Raw genomic sequence first — 20095 nt, 5'->3', positions numbered from 1 at the left:
CGGGCATCTCCCCCTCAAGGGGGAAGATCGGATGTCGCCTCGGCTTTCGCCAATCACCGGCGCCGGAAGGGCGGGCAGGGCGCGGGAACTGCCAATCTCCCCCTTGGAGATGTCCGGCAGGACAGAGGGGCTGCCTCGCGCCGAGGTCTCACAACGCTTTGCATCGCACCGTATTAGTCAAAAAGGGGTGCCGAAACGCCCCGTTTCGATTACGCCGTCGATTGCCATTCACCCGTTAACCAGCGCCAGCAGCTCCTCGGTATAGCGCTTGCCGACCACCTTTTCCGGCGACAGGGCGTCGCCGATGGATGCCACCTCGGCCTGGCTCAGCACGATATCGGCTGCCGCCGTATTCTGCTCCAGATGGCGCATTTTTCGCGCACCAGGGATCGGCACAATGAAGTCGCCCTGATGCAGCACCCAGGCGAGCGCCAGCTGCGCCGGCGTCACGCCCTTCCCGGCGGCCATCTTTTCCAGCACGGCGACGACCGCCGCATTGGCCGCCATGGCGTCGGCCTGGAAGCGCGGCAACCCGCGGCGCCAGTCGTCGGCGCCGAGAACATCGGGCTTGGCGATCGTGCCGGTGAGCAGGCCGCGGCCGAGCGGGCTATAGGGGACAAAGCCGATGCCGAGCTCGCGGCAGACGGCAAACACTTCCCCCTCCGGATCGCGGCTCCACAGTGAATACTCGCTCTGCACCGCGGCGATCGGATGCACGGCATGCGCCCGGCGGATGGTCGCCGCACTCGCCTCCGACAGGCCGAGCGCCCGCACCTTGCCCTCGCGCACCAGCTCGGCCATGGCGCCGACCGTATCCTCGATCGGCACGTTGGGGTCGACGCGGTGCTGGTAATAGAGATCGATCACCTCCGTATCCAACCGCTTCAATGACGCTTCGGCCACGGCCTTGACATGCTCCGGGCGGCTATCGACACCGGCCATGCGCTCCATGCCGCTGCCTTCTTCGAGGATCTTGAAGCCGAATTTGGTTGCGATCGTCACCTTGTCACGCACCGGCTTCAGCGCCTTGCCGACCAGGATCTCGTTCTCGTAAGGGCCATAGACCTCGGCCGTGTCGAAGAAATTGACCCCGATCTCGACGGCATGGCGCAGCGTGGCAATCGCCTCCGCCTCCGGCTGGCCACCATAGGCAAAGCTCATCCCCATGCAGCCGAGGCCGACCGGGTAGACGTCAAGTTCATTGCCAAGCTTGCGGGTTTGCATCACGCGTGTCTCCTTGTTGTGATGGTTGTGATGCCGCAGAGATAGCGTCTTGCGCCGAGTTCGATAATCGGCTCTCATTTGCACGGGCTGTTCCAAGAAATAGATCAATGAAGCGAACCCATCTTTCACAGCTCGCGGTACTGGCAATGGTCGCCCAATGCGGCAGTTTTCGCGGCGCCGCCAAGGAACTGGCAATCGCGCCATCGGCGGTCAGCCACGCGGTGTCCAGCCTCGAAGCGCGCCTCGGCGTGCGGCTTCTGGCGCGCAGCACGCGCAGCGTCGCTCCGACCGAGGAGGGCGCGCAACTGCTCGAGCGCCTCAGGCCGGCGCTGTCGGAAATCGAGCTGGCGCTGGAATCGGCGATCGAGGCGCGCCACCGGCCGGCGGGCAATCTCAGGCTGACCGTGCCGCGCACCGCGGCCCATCTGGCGCTGACGCCGAGGCTCAGCGCCTTTGCGGCTGCCTATCCCGACATCGTGCTGGAGATCGTCATCGAGGACCGCTTCACCGACGTCGTCGAGGGCGGCTTCGATGCCGGTGTGCGACTGGGCGAGAGCCTGCAGCGCGACATGATCGCGGTGCGCATCGGACCAGACCTTCGGGGCGCCGTGGTCGGCGCGCCAGCCTACTTCGAGACCATGCCAAAACCGCAGCATCCGCGCGATCTCGCCGCTCACCGCTGCATCCGCTTCCGCTTCTCCAGCGGCATTCTCTACCGCTGGGAATTCGAGCAAAACGGCGAGGAGATCGAGATAGCGGTGCAGGGGCCGCTGATCCTCGACGAGGACCATCTGATTGCCAACGCCGCAGTCGACGGCGCCGGGCTCGCCTTCGTGTTCGAGGATTATGTCCGCGACGCGCTCGCCGCCGGCAAGCTCGTTCGCGTGCTGGAGGACTGGTGCCCGCGCTTCGACGGCTTCTTCGTCTATTACCCCAGCCGCCGCCAGATGCGGCCGGCGCTCAGAGCCTTTGTCGATTTTTTCAAGGTCGGCGAGTAAGCCAACCCTCCCCACAAGGGAGAGGTGGAAGAAAGCCGACCTGGCATTCGTTCACCGACCATGTCAGCACTGCCCAAAAACCAGACTGCCGGCTACGGCTGGACGGCGATCATCCTTCACTGGCTGATCGCGGCGCTCTTTATCGGCCAGTTCGTGCTCGGCTTCGTCATGGTGCGGCTGTCCAGCCAGCGCACCACCTTCGAGCTGATCCAGCTGCATAAATCCTTCGGCTTCCTGCTGCTTGGACTGGTCATCCTGCGCATCGCCTGGCGCCTAGGCAGACCGGCCCCGCCGCTGCCGCGCTCGGTCGGCCCGTTCGAGCGCCGGATGGCGCCGCTGGTCCATCTCGCGCTTTATGCGTTTCAGCTCGCTCTGCCGTTGTCCGGCTGGGCGCTGGTCTCGGTCTCGGTGCTGGAGATCCCGAGCGTGCCGTTCAATCTGTTCGTCATGCCCAATCTGCCGCTCGGTGAATCGGACACGGCAGAAAGCTTCTGGGCAGCGACGCACTGGTATCTCGCCTATGCCGGCATCGGACTTGTCGCTTTGCATCTCGCCGCAGCGCTGCGCCATCATTTCTGGCTGAGGGATACCGTGCTGACGCGCATGATCACGGCTTCGTCACATCACGACAGGGAATAGAGCGGACGGCTCATTCGTTGATGGGGCGAGGACGCAAGAAAGCGTTGCCTGCCAAGAGGACCATTTCCATGTACGCGCGCATCTTCGGATTTGCGGCAGCCGCCGCTTGTTTTGCCATGCCTGTTTTCGCCGCCGTTGCCCTCGGCGACGCGGCCGGCAGCTACACCATCAGCCCGGGGAGTTCCAGCATCCATTTCTCCATCGGCAAGCTCGGCGGCGGCGGGCTCGACGGTGCTTTCTCCCGCTTCAAGGGCAGTATCCTTATCGACAACAGCGATGTCGGCCGGTCCCAGGTCAATTTCACCATCTTCCCCGAAAGCGTCGGTACCGGCCAAAGCCGCATCGATGCCTTTCTCCGCTCGGACGCAGTCTTCGACGCGGCCGACAATCCGGAGATCCAGTTCCGTTCGACCAGCGTCAAACGGACCGGCGACACGTCAGCCCTTGTCACCGGCCGGCTGACGGCGCGCGGCAAGACCTTTCAGGAAAAATTCACGGCCGAGCTCGGCGGCCTCAGGGCGGGCGCGATAAAATTCCATGTCACCGGCAAGGTGCTGCGGTCGCGCTACGGCATGGATGTCGGCACGCCGATTTACTCCAACGTCGTCGATTTCGACATGACGCTGACGGGTAGAAGGGGTTGAGCGGTTCTTCCTGCGATTTCACCGTCGCTGCAGGACCTGGGTTCCTCGCCCCCGCGGAGCGGCGCGGTGCGGGGGGAGAGGTGGCCCGGCGAAGCCGGGACGGAGAGGGGGACGACGGTCGCGAAGTCAGACTCCTAAAAGGGACTGAGCGCGAGACGGGCCATAATACGAAGCCTATCAGGCGCCGCCCTTAAACAGCGAATTCCAGCCCGTCACGAAGACCCCTCTCCGTCCCGGCTTCGCCGGGCCACCTTGCATAAGGAATCGGGTACGTCTGCTTGTGTTCCGCAAGGAACGCCAATCGCCGGGTGGCCACCCGGCGATTGGCGCCGATCATCGGATCGCAGCCACCTGAACCGTTTCGGGCTCTGGGAGAGCAAGATCGCGATCGGCTCTTCATCGTGGCCCGGATGGTTGCTGGAACAACCTGGTTCGTATGCAAGGCAGGGACGACGAAGATGACCAAGACTAGCACAAAGGTCGGCGGGATCGACACCGGCAAGGCATCGCTCGAAGTCGGTACTTATCCGGCAGGCGACAACTTGCAGGTAGCCAATACCGGTGATGGGCATAAGGAGCTCGTGGCGTGGTTGAGGGCGCGCAGGATCAAACGCGTCGGCATTGAGGCCAGCGGCGGCTATGAACGGGCCGTGGTGGCCTTCTTGCGCCGGAATGGCCTTGAGGTCGTGCTCCTCCAGCCGCGCCAGGTTCGCGCTTTCGCCATTTACAAGCTGCGCCGTGCCAAGAACGATCGCCTCGATGCAGCCCTTATCGCCGAGTGCACCGCCAATCTGGGCGAGGTGCGCGAGGCACCCGACAGCAGGTTGGCCCCACTTGCCGAGCATCTGCTCTTCATCGAGCAGCTCGAGCTGGATATCGCCCGTCTCAAAACCCGGCGTGAGCGCTTCACCGACAAGCGCATCCTCAAGCAGATCGAGCATGAGATCGAGGTGCTGAAGCGCTGCTGTCGGGCCGAGCTCGCTCGCCTGCAGGCTGCTGTATGCAAACACGATGATCTGGCCTGCAGGCTGGAGCTGATCGAAAGCATCGACGGCATCGGTATGCGAACCGCGCTGACCCTGGTTGTTCTCCTGCCCGAACTCGGCAGGCTCAGCCGTGAACAGATCTGCGCACTGATCGGGGTGGCTCCCTTTGACGACGACTCCGGCGAGCGTGCCGGCGAACGCCACATCGCCGGCGGTCGCGCTCGCGTGCGTAGGGCCCTCTTCAACGCCGCATTGCCCGCGGCCCAGCGCTGGAACAACGCCTTGGTCGCCTTGTACGGCCGCCTCATCGCGCGCGGCAAAGCTCATAAGACCGCTCTCATCGCTTGCGTCAGAAAGCTTGTCATCTTCGCCAACACCATCGTTGGCCGCGGTTCTCCATGGATCAAAGATGCGCCACCCCGTCCAGCTACCGCATAATGGTTGCGCTCTCCCCATGAATGGGGGCGAGGAACCATGCTCCCGCATTGGCTTTTCTCCTGAATTAGGGCAAACCTCCAGGCCTGCAATCGAGAGGAGAAACCTGATGTTCCGATGGGGTGTTTTGTCGACGGCCAAGATCGGCCGCGAGCAGCTTTTGCCGGCAATCGTCGAGGCGGAGAACGGCGTGCTGTCCGCGATTGCCAGCCGCGATCTGTCGAAAGCGCGGGCGCTGGGCGAACGCTTCGGTGCGCGCCACGCGTTCGGCTCCTATGAGGAGCTGCTCGCCTCCAGCGACATCGACGGCGTCTACATTCCGCTGCCGACCTCGCAGCATGTCGAATGGACGGCCAAGGCGATCGAGGCCGGCAAGCATGTTCTGGTCGAAAAACCGCTGGCGCTCGATGCCAGGGACATTCCGCCGCTGATCAAGCTGCGCGATGCCAGGAAGGTGCTGGTGTGCGAAGCCTTCATGGTCGTCTACCATCCGCAATGGATCAAGGTGCGCGAGCTGATCGCCAACGGCGCCATCGGCCGGCTGCGCCATGTCCAGGGCGCGTTCTCCTATTACAATGTCGACCCCAACAACATGCGCAACAAGCTCGATCTCGGCGGCGGCGCGCTGCCCGACATCGGTGTCTACCCGACAGTGTCGACACGCTTTTCGACCGGCAAGGAGCCGCTGCGCGTCCAGGCGACGATCGAGCGCGACAAGACGTTCGGCACCGACATCTATTCCTCGATCCGCGCCGATTTCGGCGACTTCGAGCTGTCGTTTTACCTGTCGACGCAGATGGCGGCACGCCAGGTGATGATCTTCCACGGCGAGAAGGGCTTCATCGAGGTGTTCTCACCGTTCAACGCCGGACTCTACGACCATCATCGCGTCGAACTGCACAACCAGAACCACAGCGAGGCGCAGGTGTTCCGCTTTCCCGGCACGCAGCAATACCGGCTGGAAGTCGAGGCCTTCGCGCGGGCTGCGCAGGGCGGCAAGGACCGCGTCTTCACCCTGGAAGAATCGGTGCTCAACCAGAAGGTCATCGATGCCATCTTCCGCGCCGGCGAGAAGGAAGGCTGGGAGGCAGTCTAGGCAGGCCGTGATCCCACAACTGGACCGGTTTTTGTACAAGATCATGGCCAAATAGATGTCCGACGATGCGGATGTGATCATTGTCGGCGCCGGTCTTGCCGGCCTTGTCGCGGCGGCCGAACTGTCTGCGGCCGGCAAGAAGACCATCATCCTCGAGCAGGAGCCGGAACAGTCGCTTGGCGGCCAGGCATTCTGGTCGCTCGGCGGCATCTTCCTTGTCGATTCGCCCGAACAACGGCGCATGCGCATCCGCGATTCGTATGAGCTGGCGCTCGAGGATTGGCTGGGCACCGCAGCCTTTGACCGCACGGAAGATCTCTGGCCGCGCCGCTGGGCCGAGGCCTATCTCGGCTTCGCCGCCGGCGAGAAGCGCTCCTGGCTCATGCAGCGCGGCCTGAAATTTTTTCCGGTGGTCGGCTGGGCCGAGCGCGGCGGCGGCAATGCCGTCGGCCACGGCAATTCGGTGCCGCGCTTCCACATTACCTGGGGCACCGGCCCTGGCGTGCTCGAGCCGTTCGTGCAGCGCGTGCGCGAGGCCGAGAAACGCGGGCTGATCCGCTTCAAATTCCGTCACCGGGTAAACGAATTGACGCGGACGGGCGGCGTCGTCGACGGCGTGCGCGGCGACCTATTGGCGGCGAGCGATGCCGAGCGCGGCCGCAAGAGCTCGCGCGAGATCACCGGCGATTTCGAGCTGAAGGCGCAGGCCGTCATCGTCGCCTCCGGCGGCATCGGCGCCAATCACCAGCTGGTCCGGGAGAATTGGCCGAAGCGGATGGGCGCGCCGCCGAAACGCATGATCACTGGCGTTCCCGATCATGTCGACGGCCGCATGCTGGCGATCGCCGAAGCCGCCGGCGGCCGGCTGATCAACCGCGACCGCATGTGGCACTATGTCGAGGGCGTCAGGAACTGGGCACCGATCTGGACCGATCATGCGATCCGCATCCTGCCCGGCCCGTCATCGCTGTGGCTCGATGCGCGCGGCAAGCGCCTGCCGGTCCCGCTCTATCCCGGCTTCGACACGTTGGCCACGCTCAGCCACATCATGAGCACCGGCTTCGATCATTCCTGGTTCATCCTGACCAAAAAGATCATCCAGAAGGAGTTCGCGCTGTCGGGCTCCGAGCAGAACCCCGATCTGACGGGGAAGAGCTGGCGCCAGGTGCTCGGCCGCGCCACCAGCGGCGTAGCCGCGCCGGTCAAGGCGTTCATGGAGAAGGGCGAGGATTTCATCGTCGAGCCTGATTTGCCGGCGCTGGTCGCGCGCATGAACGCAGCGGCCGGCGGCGAGCCGCTGCTCGAACTGGCGCAGGTTGAGCGCGAAATCCGCGCCCGCGACCGGCAGCTCGACAATCCGTTCTCCAAGGACATGCAGATTACTGCGTTGCGCGGCGCGCGAGCCTATCTCGGCGACCGGCTGATCCGCACCGCAAGACCGCACAAGCTGCTCGATCCCGCCAGTGGCCCGCTGATTGCCGTCAGGCTCAGCATCCTGACCCGCAAGACGCTCGGTGGGCTGGAGACTGACCTCGACAGCCGCGTACTGGGCGTCGGCGGCCAACCAGTCGAGGGGCTGTACGCGGCGGGCGAAGCCGCCGGTTTCGGCGGCGGCGGCATGCACGGCTATGCAGCGCTCGAAGGCACGTTTCTTGGCGGCTGCATCTTTTCCGGCCGCAGTGCCGGACGGGCGGCCGCGCGGATTGTGGCATAAAACAAGGCCGGGGACAGTCGTTGCGCCAAGGTGGCGGGTCGCACCGAGTGGCCAACTTCCCTTAGAGCATTTTGCAGCCAAATGGAATCATTTGGCGTCCGCATAAATGCGGCAAAACAGATAGTTAGAGCGGGTTACCGGTTCCAGGAGAACCGGAACCGGCTCTAGGCGAAGGGCTGCAAATTGACGTCTTGAAGCTTGGAACCGGCAAGCAAAGCCTCGAGCACCTGCTTCTTGAGAGACAGGCACTGCGAACGGGCAAGTTTGACGATGGCGGAAACCTCGCCTGCCTCGCAGGCAAGGACCAGCTCCTTTTGCTGGGCGATGATCAACTGGGTGAAGTCGCGGGACTTGAAGCCGAGGTGGAGAACCCGCGCCGACTGGTCGAGTATCTGGTCCAGGAGATGCGCCAGTCGCAAATTTCCCGAGAGCTCCGCAAGGGCCAGACGAAAGGCACGGTCGGCCGCAAGGAAGGCGACGTGGCTGCGTAGCGTCTCCGGCTTCAGCACTTTTTGCGCTGCCAGCCTGACATCGTCGAGCCCGCGCTCGGTCATGTTCGATGCCGCCACCCTGAACACTTCCGGCTCGATCAAGCTGCGGACATCGAAGATCTCGTTGACATCCCGCAGGCTGAGCGTAGCAACGACGTAGCCGCGGCGCGGTTCGCTCCTGACCAGCCCTTCCTGCATCAGTCGGGCCAGCGCCGCGCGGATGGTCGCCTTTTTGAGCTGGTACCGGTCACCGATCTGCTTCTCCGTCAGCGCTTCACCGGGGCGCAGCACGCAGGCAATGATGTCGTTCCTCAGCTGCTCATATGCCTGTTCCCTGCGAAGGACGTCGGCGGCCGACAGTGCTGTCGCCTCGACCGTGGCCGGCCTTGCCGGTTCGCCGGTCAACTTCGTCGTTTTCATATTCTGTCCGTCTGGCTGTCCCGTTGACGCTGGCATCAGCATTCGCTAGCGTGAGCATCTCAGATTTGATGATCTGAGCATCTCAGGGAGGATAACTGATATGCCTTTACCCGCCAACTCGCCTCTCTACGCCGTTGCCGATGATATCGTCAATGCCGCGAAGGGGCCAGATCCCCTCGAAGCGGTAAGGACGGTCCTGGGCGACTATACCAACCGCTTTCACGCATCGGGAACACTCGCTCACGAAGAAGACGACGACGAGGTGCTTCTGCATGCGAGTCCGAACCTGACGATCTATCACATCACTCTGTCGCCCGGCCTGCAGTACCCGCCTCACAACCACCTGATGGATGCCTTGATCGGCATCTACAAGGGCAGCGAGACGAACTTCATCTATCCCGTTGCCGGCAGCGAACTCGATGTTCCCGAAAGGCAGGACATCGCAGCGCCTGCCGTGGTGCACATGGCGTCAAATACCGTTCATGCGGTTGCGAATACGGGCGGTGCGCGATCGGGTGCGCTGCATGTCTACCTCGGCGATCTCACACGAACCCACCGGCAGCTGTGGAGTCCGGACAGCAACCAGGCCGAAGCGTTTGACAATGATCGCTACCTGGCCGGCGCACGGCCCATCCAGCAGTCCGGGCACGAATGAGCGCAGGGGCGTCGCGGGCGGCGAAATTGGCCGTGATCAGCGAACCCGTCGGAATCGCGTCACACTTGTCACTCTCGCCAATCCGCTATCGCCCCTATCCTGGCTCACGACCCGACCCGTCGCGCCGGTGCGGCGACAAACCAGCAAGGGAGATGCACAATGACGGCACATCAGAATGGCACAGGCGAGCAGACGACGCGGCTCGCGATGAAGACACCACCGGTCGTTTCGCCTGACGCGTGGGAGGCCGCGCGCCAGCAGTTGCTCGTGAAGGAGAAGACCGTGACCCGGGCTCGCGACGCACTGGCCGCCGAGCGTCGGCGGATGCCGTGGATGGCGGTGGAGAAGACATATACGTTCGAAGGGCCTGACGGAAAGGTGAGCCTGCTCGACCTGTTCGAGGGCCGCCGTCAACTGATCGTCTACCGCGCCTTCTTCGAGCCCGGCGTATTCGGCTGGCCCGACCACGCTTGCCGCGGCTGCTCGCTGGGGGCGGACCAGGTCGGCAACCTCGCCCATCTGAACGCCCGCGACACCACGCTTGCCTACGCCTCGCGCGCACCGCAGGCCGACATTGCGCGGCTGAAGGCGCGGATGGACTGGAAGATGCCCTGGTACACCATCACCGACAGCTTCGATGCCGATTTCGGCGTTGACGAGTGGCACGGCCATAACGTGTTCATCCGCGACGGTGATCGCGTGTTCCGCACCTACTTCATCAACAACCGCGGCGACGAGGCGATGGGGACCGTATGGAGCTATCTCGACCTGTCGCCGCTCGGCCGCCAGGAGGTTTGGGAGGATTCGCCCGAGGGCTATCCGCAGACGCCGACGTACAAGTGGTGGAACTGGCACGACAATTACGGCGCCGAAGCCGTTCCCGACAAAAAGTGGGTCGAGGTGTCGGACGCCGGAGAGGCCGCGTTCCGGAACCGCACCGAATAGAACGTCTTTGGCGTCGCGGAAATGCGGCTAGGGCAAATGGATGGAGCGGGATGCACGGTTCAATTCGAATGCATCCCGCTCACTACCCAGGACAAAAACATGAGCGAGATTCATGCAGACGGATCCGCCGGCAACGCGATCCAGGACGAGAACGCAAGCCCGGCCGCCCTTGGCGCAGCCGACTGGCTGTCCTTAGCGGCCGCGCCGACCTTCGCAACCATGGCGCTGCTGACGCTTCTCGGCGGAGCGCCGGACATGATGTGCTCGACCGGGCAAGAGGCGTCACCGCTGGGCGGCATGGTCCCGATGTACCTGCTGATGAGCGGCTTTCATTTAGGACCTTGGCTGAAGCAGGTTTCCGGCCGGCGACGCCGCCGCAAATAGAGCTATACCGGCCGACAAAGGCCCGTTCTGGTCGGGAAGACATCCCTCACCAGATCCACTCGCCCCTTCCCAAAACCGCTACTGCATCGACAATCCGGGTAAAGCTCGAGCGGGCGCGGCCGGCCGTGTGCCTGGCGCGCAAATAGCCATGCACCAGCCCCGGCTCCTCGAGCCACCAGGCGCGCCCGCCCGCGGCAACGATGCGGTCGCGATAGGCTTCGCCGTCCGACGACAGCGGGTCGCATTCAGCAGTGATCACGACGGTGGGCGGCAGATTGGCGAACTCGGCGTCGGCGAGCGGCCACAGAGTGAGATCGCCGGTGCGATCCTCGCCACCGGTCCTGATGTCCCTGTAGAAAACGAGGTCGCGCGCGGTAAGCATCGGCGCTTCCGCGTGGGTGACGTAGGAACCGGCGGAGCTGTCGCCGCCAAGGCCGGGATAGACCAGAATCTGGCCGATCGGCTTGCGCGCATGGCCGCGCGTTGCGTGACTGACAGCGGCGGCGAGATTGCCGCCGGCACTGTCGCCGCAGAGCAGGACAGGACGCTCGTCAGTCGCCGCCGCCCATTCAAAGGCGCTGATGGCATCGTCGAAGGCGGCCGGATGAAGGTGTTCCGGTGCCAGCCGGTAGTCGACCGAAACCACTTCGTAGCCAGTGCGGCTGCAAAGCTCGGCGCAGAGGTCGTCATGGCTGTCGAGCCCGCCGAGGATAAAACCGCCGCCATGGAAATAAAGCACCATCGCCGAAGCTTCCGGCGCCGGGGCGCGGTAGACGCGGATCGGAATGTGCCAGGGTGTGGCAATGGCGGTGGTTTCCGCCGTGACGCCCTGGGGATAGCCGGCAAAGAACTCGCGGCACATCCGGTTGTAGATCTCGCGCTGCTCGGCGACGGTGTAGTCGATCGTATCGGGCGGATAATAAGAATTGGTCCGCTCGATGAAGGCCCAGGTCTCGGCGTCGATGAGGGTTTTGTAGTCGGTCATGGGCGCTGAATGGATCGCAATGAATCCGCCTGAACACCCCCCTCTGGCCTGCCGGCCATCTCCCCCTCAAGTGAGGAGATCGGCAGCTTCGGCGAAACCGCCTTTTCTCCGGCGTCGACAATTGGCGAAAGCGATGATGACATCCAATCTCCCCCCTTGAGGGAGAGATGTCCGGCAGGCCAGAGGGGGGTGAGCGCCATCATTCCTGCAATACCACTACTTCCCCTTCCACACCGGATCGCGCTTTTCGGCAAAGGCGCGAAAGCCCTCGAGATTGTCCTCCGAGCCGTAGAGTGCGTCAACCGTCGACAGTTGCCGGCGCGTCACCCGGTTCATCGCGTCCTGGAACGTCAGCGATTCTGCGACCCGGGCCGTTTCCTTGATCGCGGCGAAGACCAGCGGCGGGCCGCTGGCGAGCAGCCGCGCGATCTCCCAGACGCGGTCCTCCAGTCTTTCCTTGGGCAGCACCTCGTTGACCAGGCCCCATCGATGCGCCTCGGCGACATCCATCCAGCGGCCGGTGAGCAGAAGGTCCATGGCGACATGGTAGGGGATACGCTTCGGCAGCTTGATCGTCGCCGCATCGGCAAGCGTGCCGGCGCGGATTTCGGGCAGGGCGAAGGAGGAGTGGTCCGACGCATAGATCAGGTCGCAGGATAGCGCCAGTTCGAAGCCGCCGCCGACCGCCATGCCGTTGACGCAGGCGATCACCGGCTTGTTGAGGTCGCGCAGTTCCTGCAGCCCGCCGAAGCCGCCGACGCCATAGTCGCCGTCGACCGCGTCGCCGCCGGCTGCGGCCTTCAGGTCCCAGCCGGCGCAGAAGAACTTGTCACCGGCGGTCTTGACGATGGCGACGCGCAAGTCGGGATCGTCGCGAAACGCCTTGAAAGTCTCGCCCATCAGCCGCGACGTCTTCAGGTCGATGGCATTGGCCTTGGGCCGGTCGAGCGTGACTTCGAGGATAGTGCCCTCGCGGCGGGTGGTGATGACGTCAGACATTTTTGTTCTCTCCAAGCACCAGCAGCGCATCGGCGATCCAGGCGCCCTTGCCTTCGGTGCAGACGATCAGCGGATTGATGTCGAGTTCCTCGATCTCGCCGGCGTTTTGCTGCACGAAAGCGGCAATGCCCGATATCGCATCGATTGCCGCTGCGACATCGGCCTTCGGCCGACCGCGATAGCCGTCGAGCAGCGGGAACAGTTTCAGCCCGCGCAAAGCGGCCTCGATATCGTCGCGGGTCGCCGGCAGCATCAGCGTGACGCTGTCGCGCAACAGCTCGACCAGCACGCCGCCGGTGCCGAGCGTCATCACGGCGCCGAACATCGGGTCGCGGGTGAAGCCGACCAGCAGCTCGGCGACGCCGTCGCGCACCATGCGCTCGACATAAAGGCCGGTGCCGAGCGGGCCGAGATCATGGGCGGCGGTGCTGACGGATTCGGCATCCCTCAAATTGAGCCGGACCGCGTCGAGCTCGGACTTGTGGATGACACCAAGGGCCTTCAGCGCCACCGGGAAGCCGAGCGCCATCGAGGAGATGACCGCTTCGACCGCGTTGCCGGCGCGCTCGCCCTTTGGCACGGGGAGCCCGGCCTCGATGAGCCGCGCCTTCGCCTCGGCCTCGTCCGGCGTGACATGGTCGCCGGCCGGCGCGCCGGACGCCGAAGTGTCGATCGGCTGCGCCTGGGGCTCGCGCCAGGCCCAGCCGATGAAGGCCGCCGCCTGGGCGGCGTCAATGGCTTCGGAGATGCCGAACAGCGGCACCATGCCCCGCGCCATCAGGCCGGCAGTGTATTCCTCGGGCAGGTTCTCCGGCAGCGAGGAGACGATCGCGCCTTGCGCGCTGTTGGTCTTCAGCGCCGCTTCGAAGGCGCGCAGCGTCGCCCACCAGTCGGTGTCCGAGCAGCGGTCGGGGCGCGGGAAATCGAGCACCAGCATGTTGAGGTCGAAGCCGCCCGACACCATCGCGGTGAAGGTGGCGGTCATCGCTGGCTCGTTGTTCCAGATGAAGGTGTGGTAGTCGAGCGGGTTGGCCACCGCGACCAGCGGCCCGAGCGTCGATTTGACATGCGCGCGGTGCTCGGGGGTGAGTGGCGGAAACGTCACCCAGCGGCCTTCGGCGCTGTCGGCCATCACCGACGCCTCGCCGCCCGAACAGCTCATCGACGAAAGCCGGTAGCCGGGCAGGGGGCCGGTGACGTGCAGCAGCTTGAGCGCCTCGATGAAGGCCGGGATCGAATCGATGCGGGCGATGCCGAGCCGCTTCAGGAAGGCGCCGGACGCTGCGTCCGAGCCGGCCAGCGACGCGGTATGGGAAACGGTCGCCTGCCGCGCCTGCTCGGAGCGGCCGACCTTCATGGCGATGACAGGCTTTTTCAGCTCGCGCGCCCGTGCCGCCAGCCTTTCGAAGCCGGCTACCGAATCGAAAGCCTCGATATGCAAGCCGAGCGCGGTGACACGGTCGTCCTCGATCAGGCCGAGCGCCATTTCGGAAAGCCCGGTCTGCGCCTGGTTGCCGGCGGTCATCAGAAAGGCGATCGGCAGGCCGCGCTTCTGCATCGTCATATTGATGGCGATGTTCGACGATTGGGTGATGATGGCAACGCCGCGACCGCCTTCTGGCAGCCTGATGCCGCCATGCTGGTCGGGCCACAAAAGCGCGCCGTCGGCATAGTTGATGAGCCCGTAGCAGTTCGGCCCGATGATTGGCATTTGGCCCGCCGCCGCGACCAGCTCGGCCTGCAGCCGCTCGCCGTCCTCGTCATAGGCCTCGGTTTCGAGGAAGCCGGCGGCGAAGCAGACCGCACCACCGGCGCCGCGCTCGGCCAGTGCCTTGACCACTTCGATGGTCAAGTGCCGGTTGACGCCGACGAAAGCGGCATCCGGCGCACCGGGCAATTCGGCCACCGAGCGATAGGCCTTGCGGCCGGCGACCTCGGCCTTGCTCGGATGCACCGGCCAGATCTCGCCGGCAAAGCCCATCTTGATCGATTGCGCGACAACGGCGGCAGCCTGCGCGCCACCGAAGACCGCGATCGTTCGTGGGCGCAAAAGACGCTCAAGTTTGTGCATAAACACCCCCCTCTGCCCTGCCGGGCATCTCCCCCTCAAGGGGGGAGATTGGCAGCTGGGCCGCCGGCCCGAGGCATGCAACGGCAATAACTGGCGAAATCAGGAATGGCGGCCGATCTCCCCCCTTGAGGGGGAGATGTCCGATAGGACAAAGGGGGGCGCGAAGGAATGCAGACATTGCGCTGTTCAGCCCCCGAACGGGCGCAGCAGCGCCCGCGAGATGATGTGGCGCTGGATTTCCGAAGTGCCTTCCCAGATGCGCTCGACGCGGGCGTCGCGCCAGATGCGCTCGAGCGGCAAATCGTCCATCAGCCCCATGCCGCCATGGATCTGGATCGCCTCGTCGGCGACAAAGGCGAGCATCTCGGTGGCCTTCAGCTTGGCCATGGCCATGTCCTGGTCGGTGACGGTACCCTGATCGTACTTCCAGCCGGCTTCGAACACCATCAGGTCGGCGGCCTTCAGCTCGGTCGCCATGTCGGCGAGCTTGAACGACACGCCCTGGAACTTGCCGATCGGCTGGCCGAACTGCTGGCGCTGCGCGGCGTATTCGACGGCGTGGCCAAGCGCCCGCTCGGCGCGGCCGAGGCAGGTGGCGCCGACCTGCAGGCGCGTCGCGCCAAGCCATGAATTGGCGACGTCGAAGCCTTTGTGGACCTCGCCCAGAACCTGACTGGCCGGCAACCGGCAATCGTCGAATTCGAGGATGGCATTGGTGTAGCCGCGATGCGAGACGTTGCGGTAGCCGTCGCGCACGGTGAAACCCTTGGTGCCCTTGTCGACGAAAAAGGCGGTGATCTTCTTGCGTTTTCCACGCGAAGACTCTTCCTCCCCCGAGGCCATGAAGACGATGGCGAAATCGGCGAGATCTGCATGGCTGATGAAATGCTTGGTGCCGTTCAGCACCCAGTCGTCGCCGTCTTGCGCGGCGGTTGCCTTCATGCCGCGCAAATCGGAGCCGGCGCCCGGCTCGGTCATTGCCAGGCAATCCCATTTCTCGCCGCGAATGCAGGGAAACAGATATTTTTCGCGCTGCTCCGGCGTGCCGGCGAGAAGGATGTTCGAAGGCCGCGCCACGCAGGTCCAATGCAGCGCGTAATTGGCGCGGCCGAGTTCCTTTTCATAGAGCAGCCAGGTCACCGTATCGAGCCCGGCGCCGCCGACATCGGCCGGCATGTTGGCGGCATAGAGGCCGGCTTCGATCGCCTTGGCCTTGATCTCCTCGATCAGCTCGCGGCGCAGCACGCCGGTACGCTCCACTTCGCGCTCATGCGGGTAAAGCTCGGTCTCGACAAAGGCCCGCGTCGTCTCGACGATGAGCTTCTGCTCCTCCGAAAGACCAAAATCCATGGTCTCAGCCTTTCTTCCTTTTCTTCGGCTTTTCAGCCTTGGCCTTTTCGGCCGCCTTGGAGGCGGTGGGCTTCTTCGCCGCAAGCTTGGCCAACTGCCTGGTGTAGTCCTTATGCAGGGCGCCGGCACCCCAACCTTTGCCTTTGTTCTGCTTCGACAGTGCCTCCATGATGGCGACCAGATTGTCGTCGCGGATCTTCTCGAGATCGCGGATCGACAGACCGTGCGCCTGGTCGTCCGACTGGGTCGCGATCAGCTCGACCAGCTCGTCGTTGAACTCCGGCACGTCCATCAGCTTGGTCCACGGCCATTTCAGGCACGGGCCGAACTGCGCCATGAAGTGGCGCATGCCGGCCTCGCCGCCGGCGACGCGATAGACCTGGAACATGCCCATCTGCGCCCAGCGCAGGCCGAAGCCGTAGCGCATGATGTCGTCGAGCTCCTCGACCGTGCAGATGCCGTCCTTGACCAGCCACAGCGCCTCGCGCCAGGCCGCTTCGAGCAGCCGGTCGCCGACGAACGCTTCGATCTCCTTGCGGATCACCACCGGCTTCATGCCGATCGAGGCATACATCTCCTTGGCGACTTCGATCGCCTCGGGAAAGGTCTGTTCGCCGCCGACGATTTCGACCAGCGGCAGCAGATAGACGGGGTTGAACGGATGGCCGACGACCAGCCGCTCCGGGTGCTTCTTCATCGCCACCTGCATGTCGGTCGGCTTGATGCCGGAGGTGGAGGATCCGACAATGGCGTTGGCCGGCGCATAAAGGTCGATCTCGGCCAGCACGCGGTGCTTCAGGTCGAGCCGCTCCGGCACGCTTTCCTGGATGAAGTCGGCGTCTGCCACCGCCTCGGCGATCGTCTTGGCGAAGGTAAGCTTGCCCTCCTTCGGCAGGCCGCCGGGCAGCATCTGCTTGTAGGCGCGTCGCGCTCCCTTCATCACCTCGCCGACCTTGCGTGACGCCTCGGGGTCGGGATCGAAGATCGACGCGTCGATGCCGTTGAGCAGCAGCCGCGCCACCCAGCCGGCGCCGATGACGCCGCCGCCGATGGCGGCCGCCTTGTTGATGATGCTCATGCGGAGGCTCCGGTTCTTGTCCTGGCTGTTGCGGGGTCGGTGAGGGCGACGCGCTCGCCGGCACGGATCGCGGACGCGTCATAGGCCTTGCGCGCGAACACTTCGAGCAGGAAGGGCCGGAAGAAATCGATCGGCAATGTCTCGTAATCCGGGTCGAAGCTCGACTGATCCCAGCGTTCGCAAAACTCATCGCAATCGTCGAAGTAGATGTGCCCGGCGAAACGGTCGCGGGCGTGTGGATTGCCGCCGAGGTGGTGGGCGTAATAGAGGCGCTGGAAATCGCCGTGCTTCTCCACCACCCAGGTGCATTGCTCGCGCACAAAAGGCTTCAGGATGGCGGCTGCATACTCGTCGTGGTTATAGGGCGCGTAGATGTCGCCGATATCGTGCAGCAAGGCGCAGGCAATCCAGTCGGTGTCGGCGCCGTCGCACCAGGCCCGTGTTGCCGCTTGCAGTGAATGGCCGAGCCGGGTGATCTTGTAGCCCGAGAGGCCCGCATCAAGCTGGACGAGCGCGTCGAGCAGCCGCTCGCCGGTCTTTGCCGCATAGTCGATCTCGTGCTCGGTGAGGAAGGCATAGTCCTCGCGGTCGCCGTCCTTCATGGCGGTGAATTTCACGGTCTTCATCAGCGGCTCCTCCCAACCGGCTACCGGCTTTTCAAAGCGGTGCGCGCTTCGTCAGGTTCAGCTTCTTGCGGACTTCGTCCGGGCCGATGACCCTGGCGCCCATATTCGACACGATGCTGACCGCCCGCTCGACCAGCTGCGCATTGGTCGCCAGCACGCCCTTGTCGAGCCAGAGATTATCCTCCAGTCCGACGCGGACATTGCCGCCGGCCAGCACCGCGGCCGCGACATAGGCCATCTGGTTGCGGCCAATGGCAAAGGCCGACCAGTTCCAGGTCGACGGTACATTGTTGACCATGGCCATGAAGGTGTTGAGGTCGTCCGGCGCGCCCCACGGCACGCCCATGCACAATTGCACCAGCGCGTCCGGCTTCAGCACTTCTTCCTCGACCAATTGCTTGGCGAACCACAGATGCCCGGTGTCGAAGGCCTCGATCTCCGGCTTGACGCCGAGCGCCGTCATCATGCCGCCCATGGCACGCAGCATGCCGGGCGTATTGGTCATGACATAATCGGCCTCGGCGAAATTCATGGTGCCGCAATCGAGCGTGCAGATTTCCGGCAGGCACTGGCGCACATGTTCCATGCGGTTGCTCGCGCCGCCCATGTCCGTGCCTTTTTCGTTCAGCGGCAGCGGTTTCTCCGGCGGGCCGAATACCATGTCACCCCCCATGCCGGCGGTCAGGTTCAGCACCACGTCGACGTCCGCCGCGCGGATGCGCTCGGTTACTTCGCGATAGAGATGCACGTCGCGCCTAGGCTTGCCGGTCTCGGGATCGCGCACGTGGCAGTGCACGATCGCCGCACCCGCCTTTGCCGCCTCGATGGCCGAATCGGCGATCTCTCTGGGCGACCGCGGCACATGCGGGCTGCGGTCCTGCGAACCGCCGGACCCGGTCACGGCACAGGTAATGAAAACCTCACGGTTCATCGCTAACGGCATCGGACTCTCTCCCAATAGAACGTAGGGCAAGAATGCCTGACTTGCCGGAAACTGTTTTGCGTTTTACGAAGATCGTGTGACCAAAAACGAAAAACCGACGATCTTTCGGGCCGAGCGTTTGCCGCTCAAGGTAACGCTGCTGGTATTCTCCGGCTCGTCGATCATGTGCGTCGCGTCGGCCGTCGATCCGTTGCGCGCCGCCAACCGCATTGCCGGTGAGACGCTGTTCGATTTCAAGCTGGTCTCGGTGACAGGCGAAGCGCCGGTCACCACATGCGGCCTGCCGGTGGCGGTCAGCGGCCGCTTCGATGCGGCTGACACAACCGATATGCTGGTCGTCGTCGCCGGCTTCGGCACGCAGAACTACGCCACATCGGCCCTGCTGTCCGGACTGCGCCGGGCGGCGCGCGCGGCACGCGCCTGCGGCGGCGTCGAGGCCGGCACCTGGCTGGTTGCCCGCGCCGGTCTGCTGGAGGGGCGCAGCGCCACCACCCACTGGGAGGACATGGAGGATTTCTCGTCGGCCTTTCCCGGCGTCGACGTGCGCCCCGACCGCTACGTCATCGATGGCCCGGTGTTCACCACCGGCGGCGCCTCGCCGACCTTCGACCTGATGCTGCATCTGATCCGCACGCGGCTCGGCATGGCCGTGGCGCTAGATGTCGCGAGCGTCTTCATCTACGACCAGGCGCGCGCCGCGACGGACGCGCAACCGCTGGTCTCGCTCGGCCGTCTCGACGGCTACGATCCCAGGCTGGCGCAAGCCATTCGGCTGATGGAAGCGCATGTCGACCAGCCGCTGACTATCGCCGCCGTGGCAAAGCGCGCCGGGGTGACGGCACGGACGCTGGAAAGCATCTTTCGCAAGTCGATCGGCGAAACGCCCGGCGCTTATTACCTCAGGCTGCGCCTCGGCGCCGCGCGCCGGCTGGTGGTCGATACGCGCATCGCCATGGCGGACATTGCCGGGCGAACGGGATTTTCGTCCGCCGCGGCATTTTCCAGAGCGTTTTCAAGAGCGTTCGGCGAAGCGCCGGTCAGGCTGCGTCGGGGATAATGCATGTCGCCCAAAAGCCTGGCCACGGGCTTGACCCGAGGGTGCGGAGCGGTTTTGGGATAACGACATGCATAGACAAAGGTAGATCAGGCAGCGTCCTGGCGGTCGCTGCTGCCGTCGATCTGCGAGCGCATCTGTCTCGCTAGATGGGTCTCGAAGCGGCTGGCGACCGCGCGATCCCATTCGTTTGCACTCAGCGCACCTTGTTTCGGGTGCGGCAGCGCCATCAGCCGGTCGATGATCGATCCAGCCTCGCCAGATGAGAGCAGGGCGTCGATTTCGCGTTCGTGCTGCATATCGTTTCGCCTCCTTCTTTCTGAATCCCGCCACGAACCACACTATAGGAGGTTCGTGA

The 20095-nt window shown here is 64.4% G+C and carries 20 protein-coding genes; 10 read left to right on the top strand and 10 right to left on the bottom strand.

What is annotated here, in order from left to right; genetic code table 11:
• Positions 1-228: 228 nt before the first annotated feature.
• The gene (locus tag NKH16_RS20565; RefSeq protein ID WP_352744005.1) at positions 229-1224 is read right to left on the bottom strand and encodes an aldo/keto reductase; all 996 of its coding nucleotides are present in this window, start codon (positions 1222-1224) and stop codon (positions 229-231) included.
• A gap of 107 nt (positions 1225-1331) precedes the next feature.
• Here NKH16_RS20565 and NKH16_RS20560 point away from each other — a divergent pair, with 107 nt between their 5' ends.
• The 6 genes from NKH16_RS20560 (at position 1332) to NKH16_RS20535 (ending at position 7736) form a co-directional block, all read left to right on the top strand.
• On the top strand, positions 1332-2222 hold the full coding sequence (locus NKH16_RS20560) for a LysR family transcriptional regulator (RefSeq protein WP_352743896.1): 891 nt from the start codon (positions 1332-1334) through the stop codon (positions 2220-2222).
• A gap of 60 nt (positions 2223-2282) precedes the next feature.
• A complete protein-coding gene (locus NKH16_RS20555; RefSeq protein ID WP_352901527.1) occupies positions 2283-2861 on the top strand; it encodes a cytochrome b in 579 nt (192 codons plus the stop codon).
• Positions 2862-2929: 68 nt separating this feature from the next.
• Entirely contained in the window at positions 2930-3505 is a 576-nt protein-coding gene (locus tag NKH16_RS20550; protein WP_352837115.1) for a YceI family protein, read from the top strand.
• A 458-nt stretch (positions 3506-3963) separates the two neighbouring features.
• Complete coding sequence (locus NKH16_RS20545; RefSeq protein ID WP_352901524.1) at positions 3964-4929, top strand: IS110 family RNA-guided transposase; 966 nt, start codon at positions 3964-3966, stop codon at positions 4927-4929.
• 106 nt (positions 4930-5035) lie between these two features.
• A complete protein-coding gene (locus tag NKH16_RS20540) occupies positions 5036-6022 on the top strand; it encodes a Gfo/Idh/MocA family protein (RefSeq protein WP_352748824.1) in 987 nt (328 codons plus the stop codon).
• A 55-nt stretch (positions 6023-6077) separates the two neighbouring features.
• Entirely contained in the window at positions 6078-7736 is a 1659-nt protein-coding gene (locus NKH16_RS20535; RefSeq protein ID WP_352901521.1) for an FAD-binding dehydrogenase, read from the top strand.
• 164 nt (positions 7737-7900) lie between these two features.
• On the opposite strand, the gene NKH16_RS20530 is transcribed toward NKH16_RS20535, so the two are convergent.
• Positions 7901-8647, bottom strand: a complete 747-nt coding sequence (locus NKH16_RS20530) for a GntR family transcriptional regulator (RefSeq protein WP_352901518.1) — start codon at positions 8645-8647, stop codon at positions 7901-7903.
• Positions 8648-8747: 100 nt separating this feature from the next.
• Between NKH16_RS20530 and NKH16_RS20525 the strand changes: the two genes are divergently transcribed.
• The 3 genes from NKH16_RS20525 to NKH16_RS20515 all read left to right on the top strand — a co-directional run bounded on the left by NKH16_RS20525 (position 8748) and on the right by NKH16_RS20515 (position 10631).
• Positions 8748-9302: an autotransporter gene (locus NKH16_RS20525; protein WP_352837127.1), complete on the top strand. Its 555-nt coding sequence runs from the start codon at positions 8748-8750 to the stop codon at positions 9300-9302.
• A 159-nt stretch (positions 9303-9461) separates the two neighbouring features.
• Positions 9462-10247, top strand: a complete 786-nt coding sequence (locus NKH16_RS20520) for a DUF899 domain-containing protein (RefSeq protein ID WP_023677589.1) — start codon at positions 9462-9464, stop codon at positions 10245-10247.
• Between the two features lie 99 nt (positions 10248-10346).
• Positions 10347-10631 (top strand): hypothetical protein, encoded by a 285-nt coding sequence (locus tag NKH16_RS20515; protein WP_352823555.1) that lies wholly within the window; start codon positions 10347-10349, stop codon positions 10629-10631.
• A 46-nt stretch (positions 10632-10677) separates the two neighbouring features.
• On the opposite strand, the gene NKH16_RS20510 is transcribed toward NKH16_RS20515, so the two are convergent.
• The 7 genes from NKH16_RS20510 to bcoG form a co-directional block, all read right to left on the bottom strand.
• On the bottom strand, positions 10678-11616 hold the full coding sequence (locus NKH16_RS20510; RefSeq protein WP_352901514.1) for an alpha/beta hydrolase: 939 nt from the start codon (positions 11614-11616) through the stop codon (positions 10678-10680).
• Positions 11617-11832: 216 nt separating this feature from the next.
• Positions 11833-12615, bottom strand: coding sequence for a carnitinyl-CoA dehydratase (locus tag NKH16_RS20505; protein WP_352472543.1), 783 nt, complete (start codon positions 12613-12615; stop codon positions 11833-11835).
• Positions 12608-14686, bottom strand: a complete 2079-nt coding sequence (locus NKH16_RS20500) for an acetate--CoA ligase family protein (protein ID WP_352901511.1) — start codon at positions 14684-14686, stop codon at positions 12608-12610. Before NKH16_RS20500 ends, NKH16_RS20505 begins: the two co-directional genes overlap by 8 nt.
• 186 nt (positions 14687-14872) lie before the next feature.
• On the bottom strand, positions 14873-16036 hold the full coding sequence (locus NKH16_RS20495) for an acyl-CoA dehydrogenase family protein (RefSeq protein ID WP_352901508.1): 1164 nt from the start codon (positions 16034-16036) through the stop codon (positions 14873-14875).
• A 4-nt stretch (positions 16037-16040) separates the two neighbouring features.
• Positions 16041-17114, bottom strand: coding sequence for a 3-hydroxyacyl-CoA dehydrogenase NAD-binding domain-containing protein (locus NKH16_RS20490; protein WP_352451617.1), 1074 nt, complete (start codon positions 17112-17114; stop codon positions 16041-16043).
• Positions 17111-17740 (bottom strand): HD domain-containing protein, encoded by a 630-nt coding sequence (locus NKH16_RS20485; RefSeq protein WP_352901505.1) that lies wholly within the window; start codon positions 17738-17740, stop codon positions 17111-17113. The genes NKH16_RS20490 and NKH16_RS20485 overlap by 4 nt, the downstream gene beginning before the upstream one ends.
• Before the next feature lie 31 nt (positions 17741-17771).
• Positions 17772-18683, bottom strand: a complete 912-nt coding sequence (bcoG, locus tag NKH16_RS20480; protein WP_352451615.1) for a 3-dehydrocarnitine:acetyl-CoA trimethylamine transferase BcoG — start codon at positions 18681-18683, stop codon at positions 17772-17774.
• A 76-nt stretch (positions 18684-18759) separates the two neighbouring features.
• On the opposite strand from bcoG, the gene NKH16_RS20475 reads away from it, so the two are divergent.
• Positions 18760-19740 carry a GlxA family transcriptional regulator gene (locus NKH16_RS20475; RefSeq protein ID WP_352901502.1) on the top strand — a complete coding sequence of 327 codons (981 nt, stop codon included), beginning with the start codon at positions 18760-18762 and terminating at the stop codon, positions 19738-19740.
• Between the two features lie 86 nt (positions 19741-19826).
• Here the strand turns inward: NKH16_RS20475 and NKH16_RS20470 are convergent, their stop codons facing one another.
• Complete coding sequence (locus NKH16_RS20470; RefSeq protein WP_023680243.1) at positions 19827-20036, bottom strand: hypothetical protein; 210 nt, start codon at positions 20034-20036, stop codon at positions 19827-19829.
• Positions 20037-20095 lie beyond the last annotated feature (59 nt).

The sequence above is a fragment of the Mesorhizobium sp. M1307 genome (assembly GCF_040318155.1).
In the GTDB taxonomy this organism is placed as follows: domain Bacteria; phylum Pseudomonadota; class Alphaproteobacteria; order Rhizobiales; family Rhizobiaceae; genus Mesorhizobium.
This window is presented reverse-complemented; position numbering and strand designations above follow the sequence as displayed.